Annotated in this window: 11 protein-coding genes; 6 read left to right on the top strand and 5 right to left on the bottom strand. The window is 58.6% G+C overall.

The features are described from left to right. Nucleotides 1–153 precede the first annotated feature (153 nt). From NX775_RS08290 to NX775_RS08275, 4 genes are all read left to right on the top strand, one after another. Nucleotides 154–597, top strand: a complete 444-nt coding sequence (locus NX775_RS08290) for a hypothetical protein (protein WP_258835567.1) — start codon at nt 154–156, stop codon at nt 595–597. A gap of 98 nt (nt 598–695) precedes the next feature. Continuing rightward, the gene (locus NX775_RS08285; protein WP_258835566.1) at nt 696–1,316 is read left to right on the top strand and encodes an LON peptidase substrate-binding domain-containing protein; all 621 of its coding nucleotides are present in this window, start codon (nt 696–698) and stop codon (nt 1,314–1,316) included. A 23-nt stretch (nt 1,317–1,339) separates the two neighbouring features. Then, nucleotides 1,340–2,092, top strand: a complete 753-nt coding sequence (locus tag NX775_RS08280) for a hypothetical protein (RefSeq protein ID WP_258835565.1) — start codon at nt 1,340–1,342, stop codon at nt 2,090–2,092. A 280-nt stretch (nt 2,093–2,372) separates the two neighbouring features. Then, nucleotides 2,373–3,977, top strand: a complete 1,605-nt coding sequence (locus NX775_RS08275) for a DEAD/DEAH box helicase (RefSeq protein WP_258835564.1) — start codon at nt 2,373–2,375, stop codon at nt 3,975–3,977. A 354-nt stretch (nt 3,978–4,331) separates the two neighbouring features. Here the strand turns inward: NX775_RS08275 and NX775_RS08270 are convergent, their stop codons facing one another. The 5 genes from NX775_RS08270 to NX775_RS08250 are packed head-to-tail and all read right to left on the bottom strand — an operon-like array spanning nt 4,332 to nt 14,151. Beyond that, entirely contained in the window at nt 4,332–6,470 is a 2,139-nt protein-coding gene (locus NX775_RS08270; RefSeq protein WP_258835563.1) for a DUF7024 domain-containing protein, read from the bottom strand. A gap of 48 nt (nt 6,471–6,518) precedes the next feature. Next, complete coding sequence (locus NX775_RS08265; protein WP_258835562.1) at nt 6,519–10,271, bottom strand: glycosyltransferase; 3,753 nt, start codon at nt 10,269–10,271, stop codon at nt 6,519–6,521. A gap of 3 nt (nt 10,272–10,274) precedes the next feature. Beyond that, a complete protein-coding gene (locus NX775_RS08260) occupies nt 10,275–12,134 on the bottom strand; it encodes a methyltransferase domain-containing protein (RefSeq protein ID WP_258835561.1) in 1,860 nt (619 codons plus the stop codon). Further along, nucleotides 12,131–13,351, bottom strand: coding sequence for an ABC transporter ATP-binding protein (locus NX775_RS08255; protein ID WP_258835560.1), 1,221 nt, complete (start codon nt 13,349–13,351; stop codon nt 12,131–12,133). Before NX775_RS08255 ends, NX775_RS08260 begins: the two co-directional genes overlap by 4 nt. Next, nucleotides 13,351–14,151, bottom strand: coding sequence for an ABC transporter permease (locus NX775_RS08250; protein WP_307732148.1), 801 nt, complete (start codon nt 14,149–14,151; stop codon nt 13,351–13,353). The genes NX775_RS08255 and NX775_RS08250 overlap by 1 nt, the downstream gene beginning before the upstream one ends. A gap of 366 nt (nt 14,152–14,517) precedes the next feature. Here NX775_RS08250 and NX775_RS08245 point away from each other — a divergent pair, with 366 nt between their 5' ends. Continuing rightward, complete coding sequence (locus tag NX775_RS08245; protein ID WP_258835559.1) at nt 14,518–15,510, top strand: glycosyltransferase family 2 protein; 993 nt, start codon at nt 14,518–14,520, stop codon at nt 15,508–15,510. After that, nucleotides 15,498–15,893 (top strand): GtrA family protein, encoded by a 396-nt coding sequence (locus tag NX775_RS08240; RefSeq protein WP_258835558.1) that lies wholly within the window; start codon nt 15,498–15,500, stop codon nt 15,891–15,893. The genes NX775_RS08245 and NX775_RS08240 overlap by 13 nt, the downstream gene beginning before the upstream one ends. The last annotated feature ends 2 nt before the right edge of the window (nt 15,894–15,895 follow it).

The raw sequence follows: 15,895 nt of genomic DNA, 5'->3' as shown, positions 1-15,895 counted from the left end.
GGTCACCACAGGATACGCACCCTCGCATTCACGGGGCGCACGCAACTTTGCTAATTTGTTAATGAACCACGCCAGCCGGGCTCATCGCTTGTTAATTTATTTTATGAAACATTCTAGCCGGAATCTTCTTTCTTGTAAGTATCAGGGTGCGGTATGAGGCAATTCTTGTATCGCCATCTGCCATTGACGGTGCTGGCTGCAGCGCTTGGCTTGACCGTGCTGTGGAGCATGCTGGCGCCGATCAAGGGTGGCAGTCACCAGTTACTATTGGCGTTTCCACCCGGCGTGACGGTGAGTGGCATGGCCGTCCCGGGTGAAATCCGCCTGACGCGGGGCATGCAGGATGTGCTGCTTCTACGCAACAGCGACCGGGTGCCGATCGTGTTCGGTCCGCTCAAGATCGCGCCCGGGCGCGACGTGCGCCTGCCATTCAGTGACGAAGGCGTGTTCGAGTACGTCTGCCCGCCGGTGCTGGGCAAGGTGGTGCGCGTACGCGTGGTGACCGCACCCGGGCCCGGCTGGGCGCGCCTGGTCTGGCGCCTGGGCAGCCTGCGCCAGTGGGTGCGCTATCTGCCGCTGCGTTCGCCGCAAGACTGATGGGCTGCGGCGAGGGCTCCAAGGCAGGGTAATCCGCAGCAGCCTTGGGCCAGGGCAATCGTGTCTCGCGTTAGCGGCGATTCTGTCATCATGAACCCATGTCGACGATTTCCATGCCACTGTTCCCGCTCAGTACGGTGCTGTTTCCGGACGGGGTGCTGCCGCTGCAGGTGTTCGAGGTACGCTACCTCGACATGATCAGCCGCTGCATCGTCGACGGCACGCCGTTCGGCGTCGTCCTGCTCACCAGTGGGCACGAGGTGCGCAAAGCCGACGCCGGGCAAGAGCGCTTCGTGGCCGCCGGCACCATCGCCTCGGTTACTGAAACTACCGCCGAAACCCCGGGTCTGTTGCAGGTGCTGTGCCGGGGCGGGGCGCGTTTCAATGTCGTCACCGCCGAGCAGCGTGTCAACGGCCTGTGGGTGGCCGAAGCCGAACTGGCCGAAGACGACCAGATCGTGCGCATTCCGTCCGAGCTGCAGGGCGCCGCCGATGCGCTCGACCGCGTGCTCAATTCGCTGCACGAAGTCCCGCAGCATCGCTGGCCGGTGCAGCCGCCGTTCCGGCTGGACGACTGTGGCTGGGTCGCCAATCGCTGGTGCGAGCTATTGCCATTGCCCAACCAGCAAAAGCACAATATGCTGATGCTTGATAACCCCGTGATCCGGCTCGAACTGCTGCACGATGTCCTCGACGAACATGGGTTGATCACTTCCTAGCCGCTCATCGGGGTCCAGCCAGCATGACATTCTCGGACGACTTGCTCATTGCGTACATCAACGGCGATCTTGCCGAGCCGGCGCGTGCGGCGGTCGAACGGGCCGCACGGGCCGATCCGGTCCTGGCGGCGCGCGTGGCCCAGCACCGGGCTGAACTACGTCGCGGGCACGGGCGCAGCATCGGCGTCTCGGCCAATGGCCACGATGGCAGTCCCGGCGCGCAGCGCGCCATGCCGCACGGGGCCAAGGTGGTGCACCTGAACAGTCTGCGCCCCGGGCGCCCGATGCCAATGCCGCAAGCCCCCGCGCCCAACCGCGTCGTCGGCCTGCACTGGGTGACGCTGGCTGCGGCATTGCTGGGCAGCGCCATACTGGGCGCGGTCGGCTGGCATCACCTGGGGCAGGGCACTGGCGTGGCCGTGCTCGACCATGACAATGGCGTGCTGATCGCGCGCGGCGCCCTGGTGTCGGCCCTGGCCGAGCAACTGGCCACGCCGGGCCCGTCCGACAGCGGCGTGCGCATCGGCATCACGTTCGTGGCCAAGGATGGCGGCTATTGCCGCAGCTTCGTGGTCGACACCACGGCCGGCCTGGCCTGCCTGCGCCGTGGGCGCTGGACGATTCCGGTCCTGTCCCAGGGCACGGCCGGCGCCGCCTGGCTCGACGGCACGATCCCGCCCCCTGCCGTGCGCGCCGCCATCGAGGCCCGCATCGCCGGCAACGCGCTCGACCCGGCCGCCGAACGCGCTGCCCAGCAACGCGGCTGGATCCGGTGAGGATGGCACCGCTGCGCGCTGCACGCTTGCTGGTGTTTCTTCTGATAAACTGCTTAAAAAAGTGGCGGGCATATACAGGGGTGCCGATTTCAGGTATCTTGTCACCCGCTAAAAGTGTCTCTACGTCCGCTTTCCCCGGCCCGCTTGCAGGCCAATCTTCCGGTCCCGCCGCCTTGCGCCGGCGTCCGGTTTCCGTTGTCACCCCTCGCTGCGTACTGCCGATCGCGATGGGTCAACCTGCCCGATCGTAGAGCTGAACGAATGATTTCCCGAAAAAACTATGTCTGATACCCCGAACAATACCGAAGTCGCTGTCACGCCAGACGTGGATGTGCTGGTCGCCGCCGACGCCATTCCGGTCGTGCGCTTTGCCGATTTCGGCCTGGCGCCGGAAATCCTGCGCGCGCTGACGGACCAGGGCTATGTGCACCCGACACCGATCCAGGCCGAGGCCATTCCTGTCGTGCTGCAGGGCCGTGACGTCATGGGCGCGGCCCAGACCGGCACCGGCAAGACCGCCGGCTTCTCGCTGCCGATCATCCAGCTGCTGATGCAGCATGCCAACCCGAGCATGTCGCCGGCGCGCCACCCGGTGCGCGCGCTGATTCTCGTGCCGACCCGCGAACTGGCGGTGCAGGTGGCCGAAAACGTCAAGGCCTACGCCAAGCACACGCCGCTGCGCGCCACCGTCGTCTTTGGCGGCATGGACATGAAGCCGCAGACCGAAATCCTGCGCGGCGGTGTCGAGATCGTCATTGCCACGCCGGGCCGCCTGCTGGACCACATCGAGCAAAAGAACGTCAGCCTTGGCCAGGTGCAGATGCTGGTGATGGACGAAGCCGACCGCATGCTCGACATGGGCTTTTTGCCCGACCTGCAGCGCATCATCAACCTGCTGCCGAAGCAGCGCCAGAACTTGATGTTCTCGGCCACGTTCTCGCCCGAGATCAAGAAGCTGGCCAACACCTTCCTGAACAATCCGCTGACCATCGAAGTCGCGCGCAGCAATGCCACCGCCGACAAGGTCACGCAGATCGTCTACAAGGTCGAAGAAGGCCAGAAGAGCGATGTCGTCGAGCACCTGATCCGCTCGCGCAACCTCAAGCAGGTGATCATCTTCTCGAACACCAAGATCGGCGCCTCGCGCCTGTCGACGCACCTCGAAAAGCGCGGCATCAAGGCCTCGGCGATCCACGGCGACAAGACGCAGCAGGAGCGCATGGCGGCCCTGGACGCGTTCAAGGATGGCGGTGTCGAAGTGCTGGTCGCGACCGACGTCGCTGCCCGCGGCCTGGACATCACCGACCTGCCGGCCGTGATCAACTACGACCTGCCGTACAACGCCGAAGACTATGTGCACCGGATCGGCCGCACGGGCCGCGCCGGCGCCTCGGGCGATGCGCTGTCGGTGTATTCCGAAAAAGACGAGCGCCTGTTGCTCGACATCGAAAAGCTGATCAAGCAGACGATCACGCGCGGCACGCTCGACGGCTTCGTCGCGCCGGCCAGCCGTGGCCGTGATGCGGCTGGTGGTCGTGAATTTGGCCGTGACTCGGGCCGTGACGCGGGCCGCGAATCTGCCCGTGACGCGGGCCGTCCACCGCGTGACGCCAGTCGTGAATTCGTGCGCGACGGCAGCCGTGATGCGGCAGCCCCGCGCGATGCAGAACGCGGTCCGCGCCGTGATCTCGATGCCGGTCGCGGCGCGCCACGCACGCCGCGCACCGGGCCTGGCCCGGGTTCGCGCCGCGAGCGCGTCGATCCGTGGTTCTTGAAGCCTTATGAGCCAACCAGCAGCCCGCGCAAGGATCCCGATCCGGTCAACGCACCGGCCAAGCCGGGCAAGCAGAAGCTCGCGTTTTTGCTGGGTGGCGGGCCGAAGTAAAAAGAGGGTTATCGGATCAGGCTGTGCTTCCCGGGGCTGCCCTGATCCGGTCTGGCAGATCGTGGATCTGACAGGGCCTGATCAGCCCATGCATGTCGTCGCCGCGCAGGTCCGATCCCGGCGCTTGTTTCGACTGGCCGATCGCGACCCGTGTCGACAGGTCTGCAGGCGCGAACGCCCGCACTCGATCCATTCCAGCCAACTCTTCTCGCAGTAGGGCTTTACCGCTATAACATCCCGCCCGAGGCACTGTCTGGATGTGGTGACCCATCATCCGGATTTCTCCGGATGCCAAGCTCACGCGCCGCGGAAGCGGTTTTCATCCGAAAAACCGCTTGCCGAGACACCAAAAAATTATTTAGTGGTGGTTATTTTTGCGTTGACCGGTTCGATGGTCAGCGCGTGAATGCCAATCCCCAAGCGTCGAGTATCGGTAGCGCCCAGCTCGGCTGGTGATACTGGTTGGGGGACCCTGATCGAAATAGTGCTTTCCTTGCCGGGGTTATCGATTGTGATGACGCGCGACTCAGGGTCGGCATTCAAAATCAATTGTCCAGAAGCGGCAGATTCGATGATGTCGTTGGCTGCTTTTTTACCGAAACTAATCAGAAACGGCTTGCCGATGTTATGCGCAAAGGCCTGAGCTGAAATGTGCAGTTCAAAACGGCTTGGTAACGGCTCGGTAAATTCCATTTGCACGACGTCATCATTTGACCATGCGCCCCAAGCTTCTTCCCCGGACATTCCACTTATTTCCGAAATTCCGCCAGTCCATTCGCTCTTCTTGAAAAAGTTGATATCCCGCGGCGCGCGTCGGATGGCAGTTTGCGGAACGACACTCCACGTTTTGTCATCGAGGTCGAATTTGCAAAGGCCCGTAAGTTGATGTTTACTCGCGTAGGAGGCCACGCGCGCATCGTAATCGGGTTTTTGAGGCTTGGCAAAGTCCCAATCCGGCGGCTGGAACGAGGCCACGCCATTTACCGTTGGCATGGAAAGCTGCTGGGCGATGAGCATTGCACTGACATTGTGTGCGTAAATGTCGGCGGGACCTGCAAGAGTATTCTGGTTGTCCCACGCAGACGTATAGAAGACTTTGCATGCCGCAGGTGGATTTACTGGCACATCAATGCGAGCGAGCTCGGCCTTGCGGTCCAGGCCAAGGCCTGGCGTATTGAATTCTTCGACAATCAGGACGGCAGCAATAATCATCACGACCAGCCGGGGAAGCTTGAGGCTCGTCAAATAACGCACTGCAATCACAATGATTGGCAGGGCAACGAAGATATGGTAAGCCGCTACGACGCGCAGTGCTCGCCCGCCAGGAATGAAGTGGAACGGTAGATACCAAAGGCTATAGCCATGCCATTTCAGCGTCAGCATCCAGGAAATCAGCGATGCAAACATAATGCAGACCAGCAGAAACATTCGATTCTCGCGCCGGTGACGATAGATATGAAATGCGCCCAGAAGAAATAGTCCAAACAGGACAATGGCAAAGCCTGTGTTGTAATACTCGTGCTGTGGCTTGTAGTCAGGCTGAATGTCAAGGAGTACGTCGTTATACAATTTGCCTAGATAAAGATTTTCATTCCCTACTTGCAAAACATTTTCTAAAGGTACTGCATACATCAATGCTTCGCTATAATTTCGAACGCCCGATTCCTGTGCCTTTGGTAAATATGCATACAAGAACGGCACCATTGCCAGCAGTGTGACTGTGAGAATCAAGACTAGGGAAAGATAATGCCTGGATATATGTCCCCAGGCGATAATCAATCCTGAGCGCCCACCTCGAACCGCTGCTACGATCAGGAGCACGAGCATGAAGAAAGAGAAGAACCACGCTGCATAGAAACAGGTCAGGCACCAGGCGCCGAATAGTAATGCACTGAGAATTCCGTATTTTCGCAGCCTGCGTACCTGATCTGAAATCATCGCATGATAGGCATGCCAGAACAGAATTACCATTACCGGAGCGAGGGCGACAGTGCTTAGCTGGGAACGCGAACTATGTACAGTCATCCCGTTCGACAGCGTGAACAGAGCTGCCGCGAGAAGAGCTCCATAAAAAGAAAAAGCGAAGACCCGCCGGCACATGACATAGGCCGCGATAAAGCCTATTGCTTTCATGATCATGTTAACAAGTTCGGCCGAGATAAACTGGTCAAACCCCAGAAGACGAAACGGCGTATACAACACCCCGAGTATGAAGTAAGCGTCGGTTTGCGCGATTACACGGGTATATGGATGAAAGTAGCCAACTTCAGCCCAATTTGACTGGCCACGAAAAACGTTATACCAATGCTCAAGAATCGTGGTGGAGATAACTCCGTCATACCGGTCGCCAGCCAGAATCGTGAAGCCGTTTAAGATCTGCAGTCGGTATAACCAGCCAATGACCAGCAACATTACTGTGAAACAGATAAAAATACGATTTTTCCGGCCCATTTCGTTTGTACTTAACACAAGGTTTTGTTTGCTGGTCATCATTTGGAAATGGTTAGATAGGCTGCCGGATAATTCTGTTACGGGTCAATTTCAAACTGAGCGATACCAGTCAGCGAGCGATATGACGTCAATAAGTTGCTTTGCGCTAGCGCGCCAGGTCAGCCAAGGCATGCTTGCCGAGGATGGCGCTCCGCCATTGGTATGCAGTTCAAACCACTCGTTCAACCGCAAGGCGAGTGCTTGCGGTGTGCTGCCATTGAAATAGAAGGCATGGTCTCCAGCCACTTCCAGGAACACTGGCAGGTCGCGCGCGATGATTGGTATGCCGTACTGTGCCGCCTCGATCAATGGCAGGCCGAAACCTTCCCCTTCCGAGGCTGCCAACAGGGCTGACGCAGCTGCATATATTTTGACCAGAGCGGCATCGCTTGCACTTTCGAGCCAGAACAGCCGTCGTCCATTCTCAGGATGCGAACGCAAGCGCTCGATCAGCGAATCGACCATCCAGCCGGCTTTCCCGACGATAACAAGATTGGCAGAACTGCCCTGTTGCCAAAGAATTTCGAAGGCATCGAGGGCTTGTGCATGGCCCTTGCGCGGTTCGAGCGTGCCGACCATCAGAATGCTGGCTGCATTGCTCATTGCGGCTGGCACGGTATCGGCATCACTGTCGGCTGCGGTGCTGGCAAGCGGACGAATATCTGCGCCAAGATGGAAATAATCGACCTTGAGAGACGCGTGGCGGGCAGGCGCATTTTTTTCAACCCAGCCGCACAGCTCATCGGCCACCGCACGCGAAATGCAGATTACCCCGTCGGCCACGGATGTGACTGTCTTGAGCCATTGCCCGAATATCTCATCAGCTTGCGCAAAGAAAAAGTCGGGGCGCAAAATTGGCAGTAAATCGTAGACGACAAAGAACACTTCGACCCCACGGTTTTTCAACCCGGTGTAGAGCGCAGCATTTTGCGGAACGATATGCGGCAACAGGTCAAGCCCCAGATAACGATCGCCCTGGAACGTTTCCAGCAAGCTGTCCTGCAAGGGAATATCGGTAAGACCAAGGATCTCGCACGCGAAGCGGCGGGCATACCAGTACTGCCCTCCGGATTCATACACCGGCTCGACCCGATAGCCTGCTGGCGGTTCGTTGAGCAAGGCTTCGAGGACATTGCGCACAACACGCTGAATGCCCGATTTGGAATCGCGCTGGACAAGTTCCGATACGTCGACCAATAGCTGACGCGGCCCGAATGGCGGCGCCAGGTTGAGCGCGACGCTGCGTGCAATGCCCGTCCAATCTTCGATCGCCGGCGCAACGCGTGTGTCGATTTGGGCAATGCCTTGCAGTAGTCTGCGGCGATTGGCTGCCGGGCTGCTCATACAAAACTGCTCGATTGCATCTCGGTACTTGCGGCCGACGCGGTAAGGATCGTGCTGGCTGGCGAGGTAGGTTCGGGCCTGCCCTGAATACTCGCGCGCGCGGCCCGGTTCCTTGTAAAGCAGACTGAGCGCATCGCATAGCATCGACTGAGTGAATTCATCGTCGATTTTCAGCAGCGCAGTGTCAGGCAATTCTGCGGCAGACCCATTGGCATTGATGACGGTCGGGACGCCGAACGCGAGGCAATCCATGATCGCAGCCGATGTTTCTCCACGCGACTTGCCGCGCAACTGAACCGCCGAGTCCGCAGCGGAAAGATAGTCGAGATAGACTTCGCGTGAAGCGAAGCCAGTGATCGTGATCTGCTTCGCACGGCCACTCTTTTCGATGGATTGGCTGAATGCCTGACCGTAGGGTCCCGGATCGTTCTGGCCCACGAAAACCAGTCGGCACCGCGGATCGTCCGCCATGGGCGACTGCAGCCATGCATCGAGCAATCTGTCGTTGAGCTTGGTGGGGCCGAGCAGGCCGAAAGTGCAGGTGACGAATACATCATCGTCGAGTCCCAGGCGCTTGCGCGCGCCCTGGCGGTCGGGCTGACCGAGCGCGCGCGGGAAAGGCATGATCACCCAGTCCTTGCCTGCCTCGGGACCGTACCACGACTGCGCCAGCTCCTGCGCAAAGCGCGAGTGCACGATCACGCCTGCGGCGTCGTTCAAAACCTGGTGGTTCGATGGATAACCCCAGATCGACGCCATCCGGCCCGTGCGCTGGTCGGCAATCAGGGCGGCGTAGCCATGGGAGTCGTACAACGCGTGCACGAGGGCGTTTCGTGCCAGTCCGATATAGTCGAGATGGTTGATGATCCCGCTGAGGAAAAAGTCGTGCAGGACAACGACACCCGGGAACCGTGCCAAGAGCCCGAACATGTGTTCATGGAAAGCGGAATTGCCGAAATGGTAAATGATCCGGTCAAAACTATCGCCATGTCGTTCAAACCAGTCGATTGACCGGATTCGGCAATTGGCCTGGACCCATGGGTCGATCACCGTTGACTGGACAATGACATCGATATCGTAATCGCTGATCAGTTCGGCAATCAGATCGGCACTGTAGTCGGCGATACCCGATTTGTCAGGCGGCAGTGGCGACAAGAAAGCCAGGCGCGGACGTGCCGGTGTGCCAGCCAGGTGTGCCCCCGGCACCAATGGCACATGTACGGCGCGGCTGGCATGCAACTGCTCGAATCCGGTGAGCGCGCGCTCGGCGCTGGCATCCCACGAAAATTGCCGTGCCTGGGCCAGGCCATGGCTACGCAAGCTGGCGCGCATGGCGTCATCGACCAGCACCTGTTCGATTTTCGCACTCATGGCAGCCGTGTCTGTCGGATCAAAGAGCGCATCGGCACGCCCGATGACTTCAGGAATACTGCTCGCATCCGAACCGATTACCGGGGTGCCGCATGCCATCGCCTCAAGCGCCGGCAGGCCGAAGCCTTCGTGTAGCGATGGAAATACGAATGCGGTTGCGAGATTGTAGAGTGATACCAGATCCTCGTCCGGTACGTAGCCAGTCAATACCAGTGTATCGCCGCGCAGGCCGCAGCGCGCTGCGAGCGCCGTGAGGCGTTGGCGGTCAGCATCGCCGACATTGCACACGACGGCCAATTGATGCGCTTTGCGCACCGGCCCAGGCAGTCTGGCGAAGGCTTCGATGAGGCCTTCGATATTCTTACGAAAATCGATACCACCTGTATACATCAGGAATGGGCGCGTCAGGCCGTAGCGCTGGCGCATGGCGCCTGCGTCGTCAGCAGTCAGTGTGCGCGGCCCGAACGTCGAGTCGATTGCAGAAGAAATATTAATCACGCGCTCAGCAGGCATGTGCAAGGCACCGATCGCCTCATCGCGACTGTAGCCGGAAATCGCAAGGAGCAAGTCGGCACTCTTGAGCGACTGCAACTTGCGGTAATACCAGTCACGCATGCGATCGTTGGACAGATAGTTTTGCGCCCGTATCAGTGGAATCAGGTCGTAAAGCGTCACGGCACTCACGCCTGCACCAGCCGGTCCGTTGCCAATCGAGCTGACGGCATCGTCTCCCCACCCTTCGAACAGACTGGCTACGTGAACGACATCAGGCTGCAGATCGGCGAGATAGTGTTCACGCATGCGCTCGGAGGCCTGCATGCGCCAGTCATTTGCCGGATCCGCCCCTGCGACGTTGGACGGCACGTCAAATACACGGATGTGTTCGCGTGGCACAAGACCGTCGAAGGCATGTCGTATCGCTTCAACACTGTCGGGAAACCGGCTGTTGAGAACAATACGCACATCATGGCTACGGCCGGGACCGCTGGCCAGCCGTGCGATGTGAATGGCCAGCGACATGGCATAGCGGCCGATGCCGCGCGAGCGATTACTGGCCTGGCAGGCCTGAAGGTCTAGTACGAGGCGCATCGGTCAGGTTTCCGTATGGTCGCCGGCATCGATGCGGCGCTGCAACTGGGCCAGGATATTCTGTGCCGAGCGCGAGATATTTGGTGGGGGCGTTACTGCCGACTGTCCCGGCTGCAACAGAGCTTCGGCCGAGGCCGGCAGTGTCGGTGCCGGCGCTACGGCCTCGGGAATCGGTTGCGCAAGTGCGCGCAGCCGTCGTTCAAGTCGCGGGAAATGGGCCAGCGTGCGCAAAGCGAATGCACGTGTCGCAGGGGTGCCTGTCACAACGCGCAGTAGCGGCACGACCAGATTGCCTGGGCGTGCCTTGCTGCGTTTCTCGACCATGCGCTGAACATCAGCCTTGCCTAACGGCCGACGCAGCAACGTCATCGCTACGCGCATAGGGCGGGTTACTCGCCATGACGAGCTTGCCAACACATCGGATATATGCTGTTCGGTCGCCATCAGGCGCACGGTCATCTCGTTGAGACGCCACTGCAGGTGCTGTGCATGGGCTTCAGCTGCCGCACGCGATTGTTCGGTATTTTCGGCATAGCGCTTCAGTTCCTCGGTCTCGCTCGAGGCGGTAGACGTAAGTCGCTCATGCGCTATCGCTGTTTGCCGCGCATGCTCGTCGATCAGTTGGCGGATCTCTGATGCATGGCGCTCATGAACTGTTCCCTGTTCGGCTCGAAGGCTGTTTACCTCGCGCGTAAGTTCTTCTAACTTATTAATGGCGTGAACACTAGCTTCCTGTTCAGCTCGAAGTCGTGTTGCCTCACGCGCAAGTTCCTCTGCAACCATCGCGTGAGCGCTGGCTTCCTGTTCGGCCCTAAGGCGGTTTGCCTCGCGCGCAAGTTCCTCTGCCGCCATGGCGCGAGCACTTGCCTCCTGAGCCTGACTCAGGTAAGCGGCAGCGCGGGTTTCCGCGTCCTTCAGCGCTTGTGCATGAACAGCCGCTTCGAGCGCACGCTCCCGCTGTTGCGTGTTGTTCAGTTCGGACTGCGCTTGCCTGGTGGCAGCCTGTGCTTCGCTAATTGTTTCGAGTGTCCTTTGGAACAGCCCGCTTGCGCTCAATTCTGCTGCGGCAATTCGTTCCGTGATCTGAGCCAATCCGGCCTGGCTTTGGCTGCGCAGTGCATCCTGCTGCGCCTGATAACGTTGGGCGAGGGTGGCAAGGTCCAGACCGTACGAGGCCGTAAAGGCAGGGTCGAAAGGCGCGCTGACTATAAGCTCGGCTGCTTTCTGTGCCACGACGCTGTAGTCCGGGCTGGCGCCGTTGAGCACATTCATCAGATCGAGATGAGTGGCTTGATGCAGCTGGGGCGATTCTTGCAACCGGACGATGCGTTGACGTGCGAACCCTGCAAACTCAACCACGAATTCAAGCAGCATCGGCGGGATCGGCCGCAGATGGGACGGATCCATATAGAAGCCAGAGGTAGCCACTACGAGGTTCTCTGGATTCGGCGTTTCCATGATCAGGATGCCGCCTGGCTCCAATGCACGCAGGGCTTGCGAAATCAGTTCCTGTACAGAGTCGAACGGGATGTGCTCAACCAGGTGGAAGGCCGAGATCAGTGCAAGACTGGCATCCGGCTGGGCGCGCAGGGCGGTGATGGCATCCTCGGTCTTCACGTTGAGGCCACGGTCGCGGCAAGCTTCCAGCATGCCTTCGTCCAGATCCACACCGGACGCCACGAAACCCGATTCACCCAGCAGCTCGAGCCACTCGCCGCGGCCACAGCCCAGATCGAGGGCCGTAGGCGTGCGTGATGTTGTCAATGGCACCAGGAAAGGCAGGTAGGCTGCAAGGCGCGATTTGATCAGCTCGCGCGAGCCGCGATGACGGTCTTCAAATGCCCGGTAAAACGAATCGCTCATCTGGTGATCTCAACAGTGGGTTCGAGCCAGCTGGTGCCGACGAAGACTTTCCTGTTCATGTTCATGACGATGAACAGGAACGCGAGGTCGCGCCACTCGTAGTTGTGGGCCAGATGCGTATCGCTGCTGGTCAGGGCCGTCGTGATCGAATAGCTGCCCGGGCCCATGTTGAGCGGGAAATTAAAAGCATATTCAACCGTATCGCCTGCTTTGAGGCTCTCGAGAGGGGCTTCCATGTGGTGCGTGTTGGTGCCAAACATCTGCTGGCCAAGGCGGTCCTTGATCATATAACCGAGCACGAGACGCGGGACATCGGCATTCAGCTTCACGCGAATGCGCAGCGTTACCTGGGTGCCGACATTGACCACTTCGAGCGGATTGCCCTGTTCGTCTTCCAGCACGATCTCTGTTACGGTTGCCTCGCCCGTGCCTGACGTAGTCTGTACCCGCCCTTCGGCGGTGACAACCTGATCGAGGCTCGAGTTTTCGCGGTCGGCGATGATCGCGTTGTAATAGTCCATCACTTCCTCGGGCGAGCCCTGCTTGGCAATGCCGCCATGGTCCAGGAGGATGGCACGGTCGCAGATCGACTGGATTGCCGCACGGTCGTGGCTGACGATAAGCAGGGTCGTTCCCAATTTCTGGAACTCGCGGATGCGATCAAAGCTCTTGTGCTGGAAGTAGGCATCGCCAACCGAGAGTGCCTCGTCGACAATCAGGATGTCCGGCCGCTTTGCAGTAGCCACGCTGAAGGCCAGGCGCATTTGCATGCCGGAAGAATAAACACGGACTGGTTGGTCGATATATTCGCCGATATCAGCAAACGACTCGATCGCAGGCATCAGTGCCGTAATTTCATCGACCCCCAGCCCGATCAACTGGCCAGCCATATAGGCGTTTTGCCGTCCGGTGAAATCGGGGTGGAAACCCATGCCCAATTCGAGCAGTGCCGCGATACGGCCGGTCATGATGACGCTGCCTGTGGTTGGATGGGATGTCCCTGTGATCATCTTCAGCAAGGTGCTCTTGCCAGCGCCGTTCATGCCGATGATGCCAACGGCTTCACCCGCGGCGAGCTGGAAGCTGATGTCCTGCAGGACCCATTTCAGGCGATGGCGAATCTTGCTGCCCGGAAGGACCCACTCGGCCAAACGGCTCCAGCGGTTGTCGTACTGCTTGTAGGCTTTGCCTAGCTTGTTGACGCGAATGCTGCCCATCAGAGTTCGTCCACCATTTCACCTGCTCGTTTGCGGAATAGTTGCAAGCCGATTGCGCAGCAGGCCACGCCCACCAGAATCGCCGGGATCAGCGAGCTCCAGTCGGGAGCCTGAGCATGCACCAGAATGCTTTGATATGCCCCGATTACACCCGCCATCGGATTCCAGACCAGCCACTCGCGTACGCCAGGAGGCAACGCGGCCACAGGATAGACAACCGGCGTGAACCAGAACCAGAATTGCAGAAGAATCGTAAAAAACTGGCCGACGTCCCGGAAAAAAACGTTGAGTACGCCCAGAATCATCCCGATCCCGATCGACAGGATGATTTGCACCGCCAGCACTGGAAAGACAGCGAGGTAAATCCAGCCTGGGAAGTTGGACGAGATCGCCAGGAATATGCTGAACAGGCCGAAGATGATGGCGAAGTTGATCGCCGCGTTGAGAACAACAATGACGGGCAGGCACAGACGTGGAAACTGGAGCTTTTTGATCAGGCTCGCATTTTCAAGAAACACCGTCTGGCTGCGCGTTGTGATCTCGGCAAACAAGCCCCAAGTCAGGACCCCGGCACACAGGTAAATACTGTAGGCAAATGTACTGCTGGTGCCAGGTAATCGGGTGCCCATCACTTGCGAAAAAATCATGGTGTAGACCAGGATCATCGACAAGGGGCTCAGGATTGTCCAGGCTGCACCGAGCAGCGAATTGCGGTACTTGATCTGGAATTCGCGCTTGACGCTGCCCCCAATGAACCCGCGGTAGCGCCAAACGCTGGCAAACATTGATAAAGAGATCATGTTTTTTGCGGTTGTTGTTGAGTAGTCACATCAACAACGGATGCGGCATGGAGAAAGTGGAAACTGGTCATATTGGCATCAGTGGGGTAGCGGCTGGGAAGCCGCGCGTCGATCTGCTGTCGTTGCGAAAGGTCAGGCGCAGCGCCAGTCAGGGTATGACGTAATCAATAATTATAACATCGCGATAATTCGAACGGACCGCCCTCTGAGGGGAAAGAAGCATGGCGCCGCCTATGGCGTCAGCTGAGTGTTGCGTCGGTGGGCCAGGGTCCGCGATCATGCTGTTCGATATGCTCTGGTCCTTCATTGACTGGCATTTCGGCTGTCTTCGAGCAATAATAGTACCTTCCCTTGTTAAGCATACACATGAGCACGATTCATCAGAGTGGTATCGCAGTAGTCATTCCGAGCTACCGTGTCACCCGGCATATTTTGGGCGTCATCGCCGGCATCGGCGCTGAAGTGTCACGCATCTACGTGGTTGACGACAAGTGCCCGGATGGGTCGGGTGCGCTGGTTCGCAGTTCCTGTGTCGATGCTCGGGTGACCGTGATCGAGCACGAGCAGAACCAGGGAGTTGGCGGTGCCGTCATGACCGGATACCGGGCTGCCATCGCCGATGGCATGAGCATTATTGTCAAGGTCGATGGTGACGGGCAAATGGATGCGCGCTTGATTCCGCTGTTCGTCACGCCGATCTTGCGCGGCGAGGCTGACTATACGAAGGGCAACAGGTTTTTCGACCTTGAACAAATCGGTGCAATGCCGCCAATGCGGCTGTTTGGCAATGCAGTATTGTCGCTGATGACGAAATTGTCTTCGGGGTATTGGGACCTGTTTGATCCCACCAATGGCTTCACTGCCATTCACGCTGATGCAGCAAAACATTTGCCGTTCAATAAAATCAGCCGTCGCTATTTCTTTGAAACTGACATGTTGTTTCGGCTAAACACCTTGCAGGCAGTGGTTGTGGACGTGCCAATGGACGCTAGCTACGGGGATGAAGTAAGTAATCTGAAGATTTCGAAAATTGTTACCGAATTCATGGTCAAGCATGTTCGTAATTTCGGAAAACGGATTTTCTACAACTATTATTTGCGTAATATGTCGCTTGCTTCGATTGAGTTGCCTGCGGGAATTATTTTGTTCGTGCTGGGGGCTGTGTATGGTGCCGTGCACTGGGTGTCTTCGGCACACGCGGGCGTCGAAACGCCGGCTGGCACAGTCATGCTGGCAGCAGTCCCGCTACTGATGGGCATGCAATTGATTCTCGCATTCCTGGCCAATGATATTGCCAGCGTGCCCAAGCGGCCACTGCACAAGAAGACCCGCGCCTGGCGCCTGCCATGTCCCGAATGACGCTGGCCAGTCCGCAATTTCTGGTATATGTGGCCGGCGGGGTACTCACTGCACTGATTGATATTGGTCTGTTGCAAATTCTTGTATTCAAAGGGGTTGATCCACTGCTTGCTGCGTCGGCAGGATTCGCCGCCGGACTATGCGTGAATTATGCTTTTCATGCGAAGGTGACTTTCAACAATGTCAGCACCTTCGCCAAACTGATGCGGTTTCTCTGTGTCGTCGCACTCAATTACCTGATGACGCTTGGTTTCGTTGCCGTAGCGGTCGCGCTATTTCAACAGCCAATCATCGGAAAACTGGTGTCGCTGCCATTTGTTGCTGTCAACGGGTACTTGTTGAGCAAGTACTGGGTGTTCAAACAGGGTGACACGGCCGCTTGAGC

This window comes from Massilia aurea (assembly GCF_024753205.1).
Lineage (GTDB): Bacteria > Pseudomonadota > Gammaproteobacteria > Burkholderiales > Burkholderiaceae_D > Telluria > Telluria aurea.
This window is presented reverse-complemented; position numbering and strand designations above follow the sequence as displayed.

Coding starts and splice junctions, on each gene's coding strand:
- NX775_RS08290 (WP_258835567.1), top strand. CDS start 154: ATGAGGCAATTCTTGTATCGCCATCTGCCATTGACGGTGCTGGCTGCA.
- NX775_RS08285 (WP_258835566.1), top strand. CDS start 696: ATGTCGACGATTTCCATGCCACTGTTCCCGCTCAGTACGGTGCTGTTT.
- NX775_RS08280 (WP_258835565.1), top strand. CDS start 1,340: ATGACATTCTCGGACGACTTGCTCATTGCGTACATCAACGGCGATCTT.
- NX775_RS08275 (WP_258835564.1), top strand. CDS start 2,373: ATGTCTGATACCCCGAACAATACCGAAGTCGCTGTCACGCCAGACGTG.
- NX775_RS08270 (WP_258835563.1), bottom strand. CDS start 6,470: ATGATGACCAGCAAACAAAACCTTGTGTTAAGTACAAACGAAATGGGC.
- NX775_RS08265 (WP_258835562.1), bottom strand. CDS start 10,271: ATGCGCCTCGTACTAGACCTTCAGGCCTGCCAGGCCAGTAATCGCTCG.
- NX775_RS08260 (WP_258835561.1), bottom strand. CDS start 12,134: ATGAGCGATTCGTTTTACCGGGCATTTGAAGACCGTCATCGCGGCTCG.
- NX775_RS08255 (WP_258835560.1), bottom strand. CDS start 13,351: ATGGGCAGCATTCGCGTCAACAAGCTAGGCAAAGCCTACAAGCAGTAC.
- NX775_RS08250 (WP_307732148.1), bottom strand. CDS start 14,151: ATGATCTCTTTATCAATGTTTGCCAGCGTTTGGCGCTACCGCGGGTTC.
- NX775_RS08245 (WP_258835559.1), top strand. CDS start 14,518: ATGAGCACGATTCATCAGAGTGGTATCGCAGTAGTCATTCCGAGCTAC.
- NX775_RS08240 (WP_258835558.1), top strand. CDS start 15,498: ATGTCCCGAATGACGCTGGCCAGTCCGCAATTTCTGGTATATGTGGCC.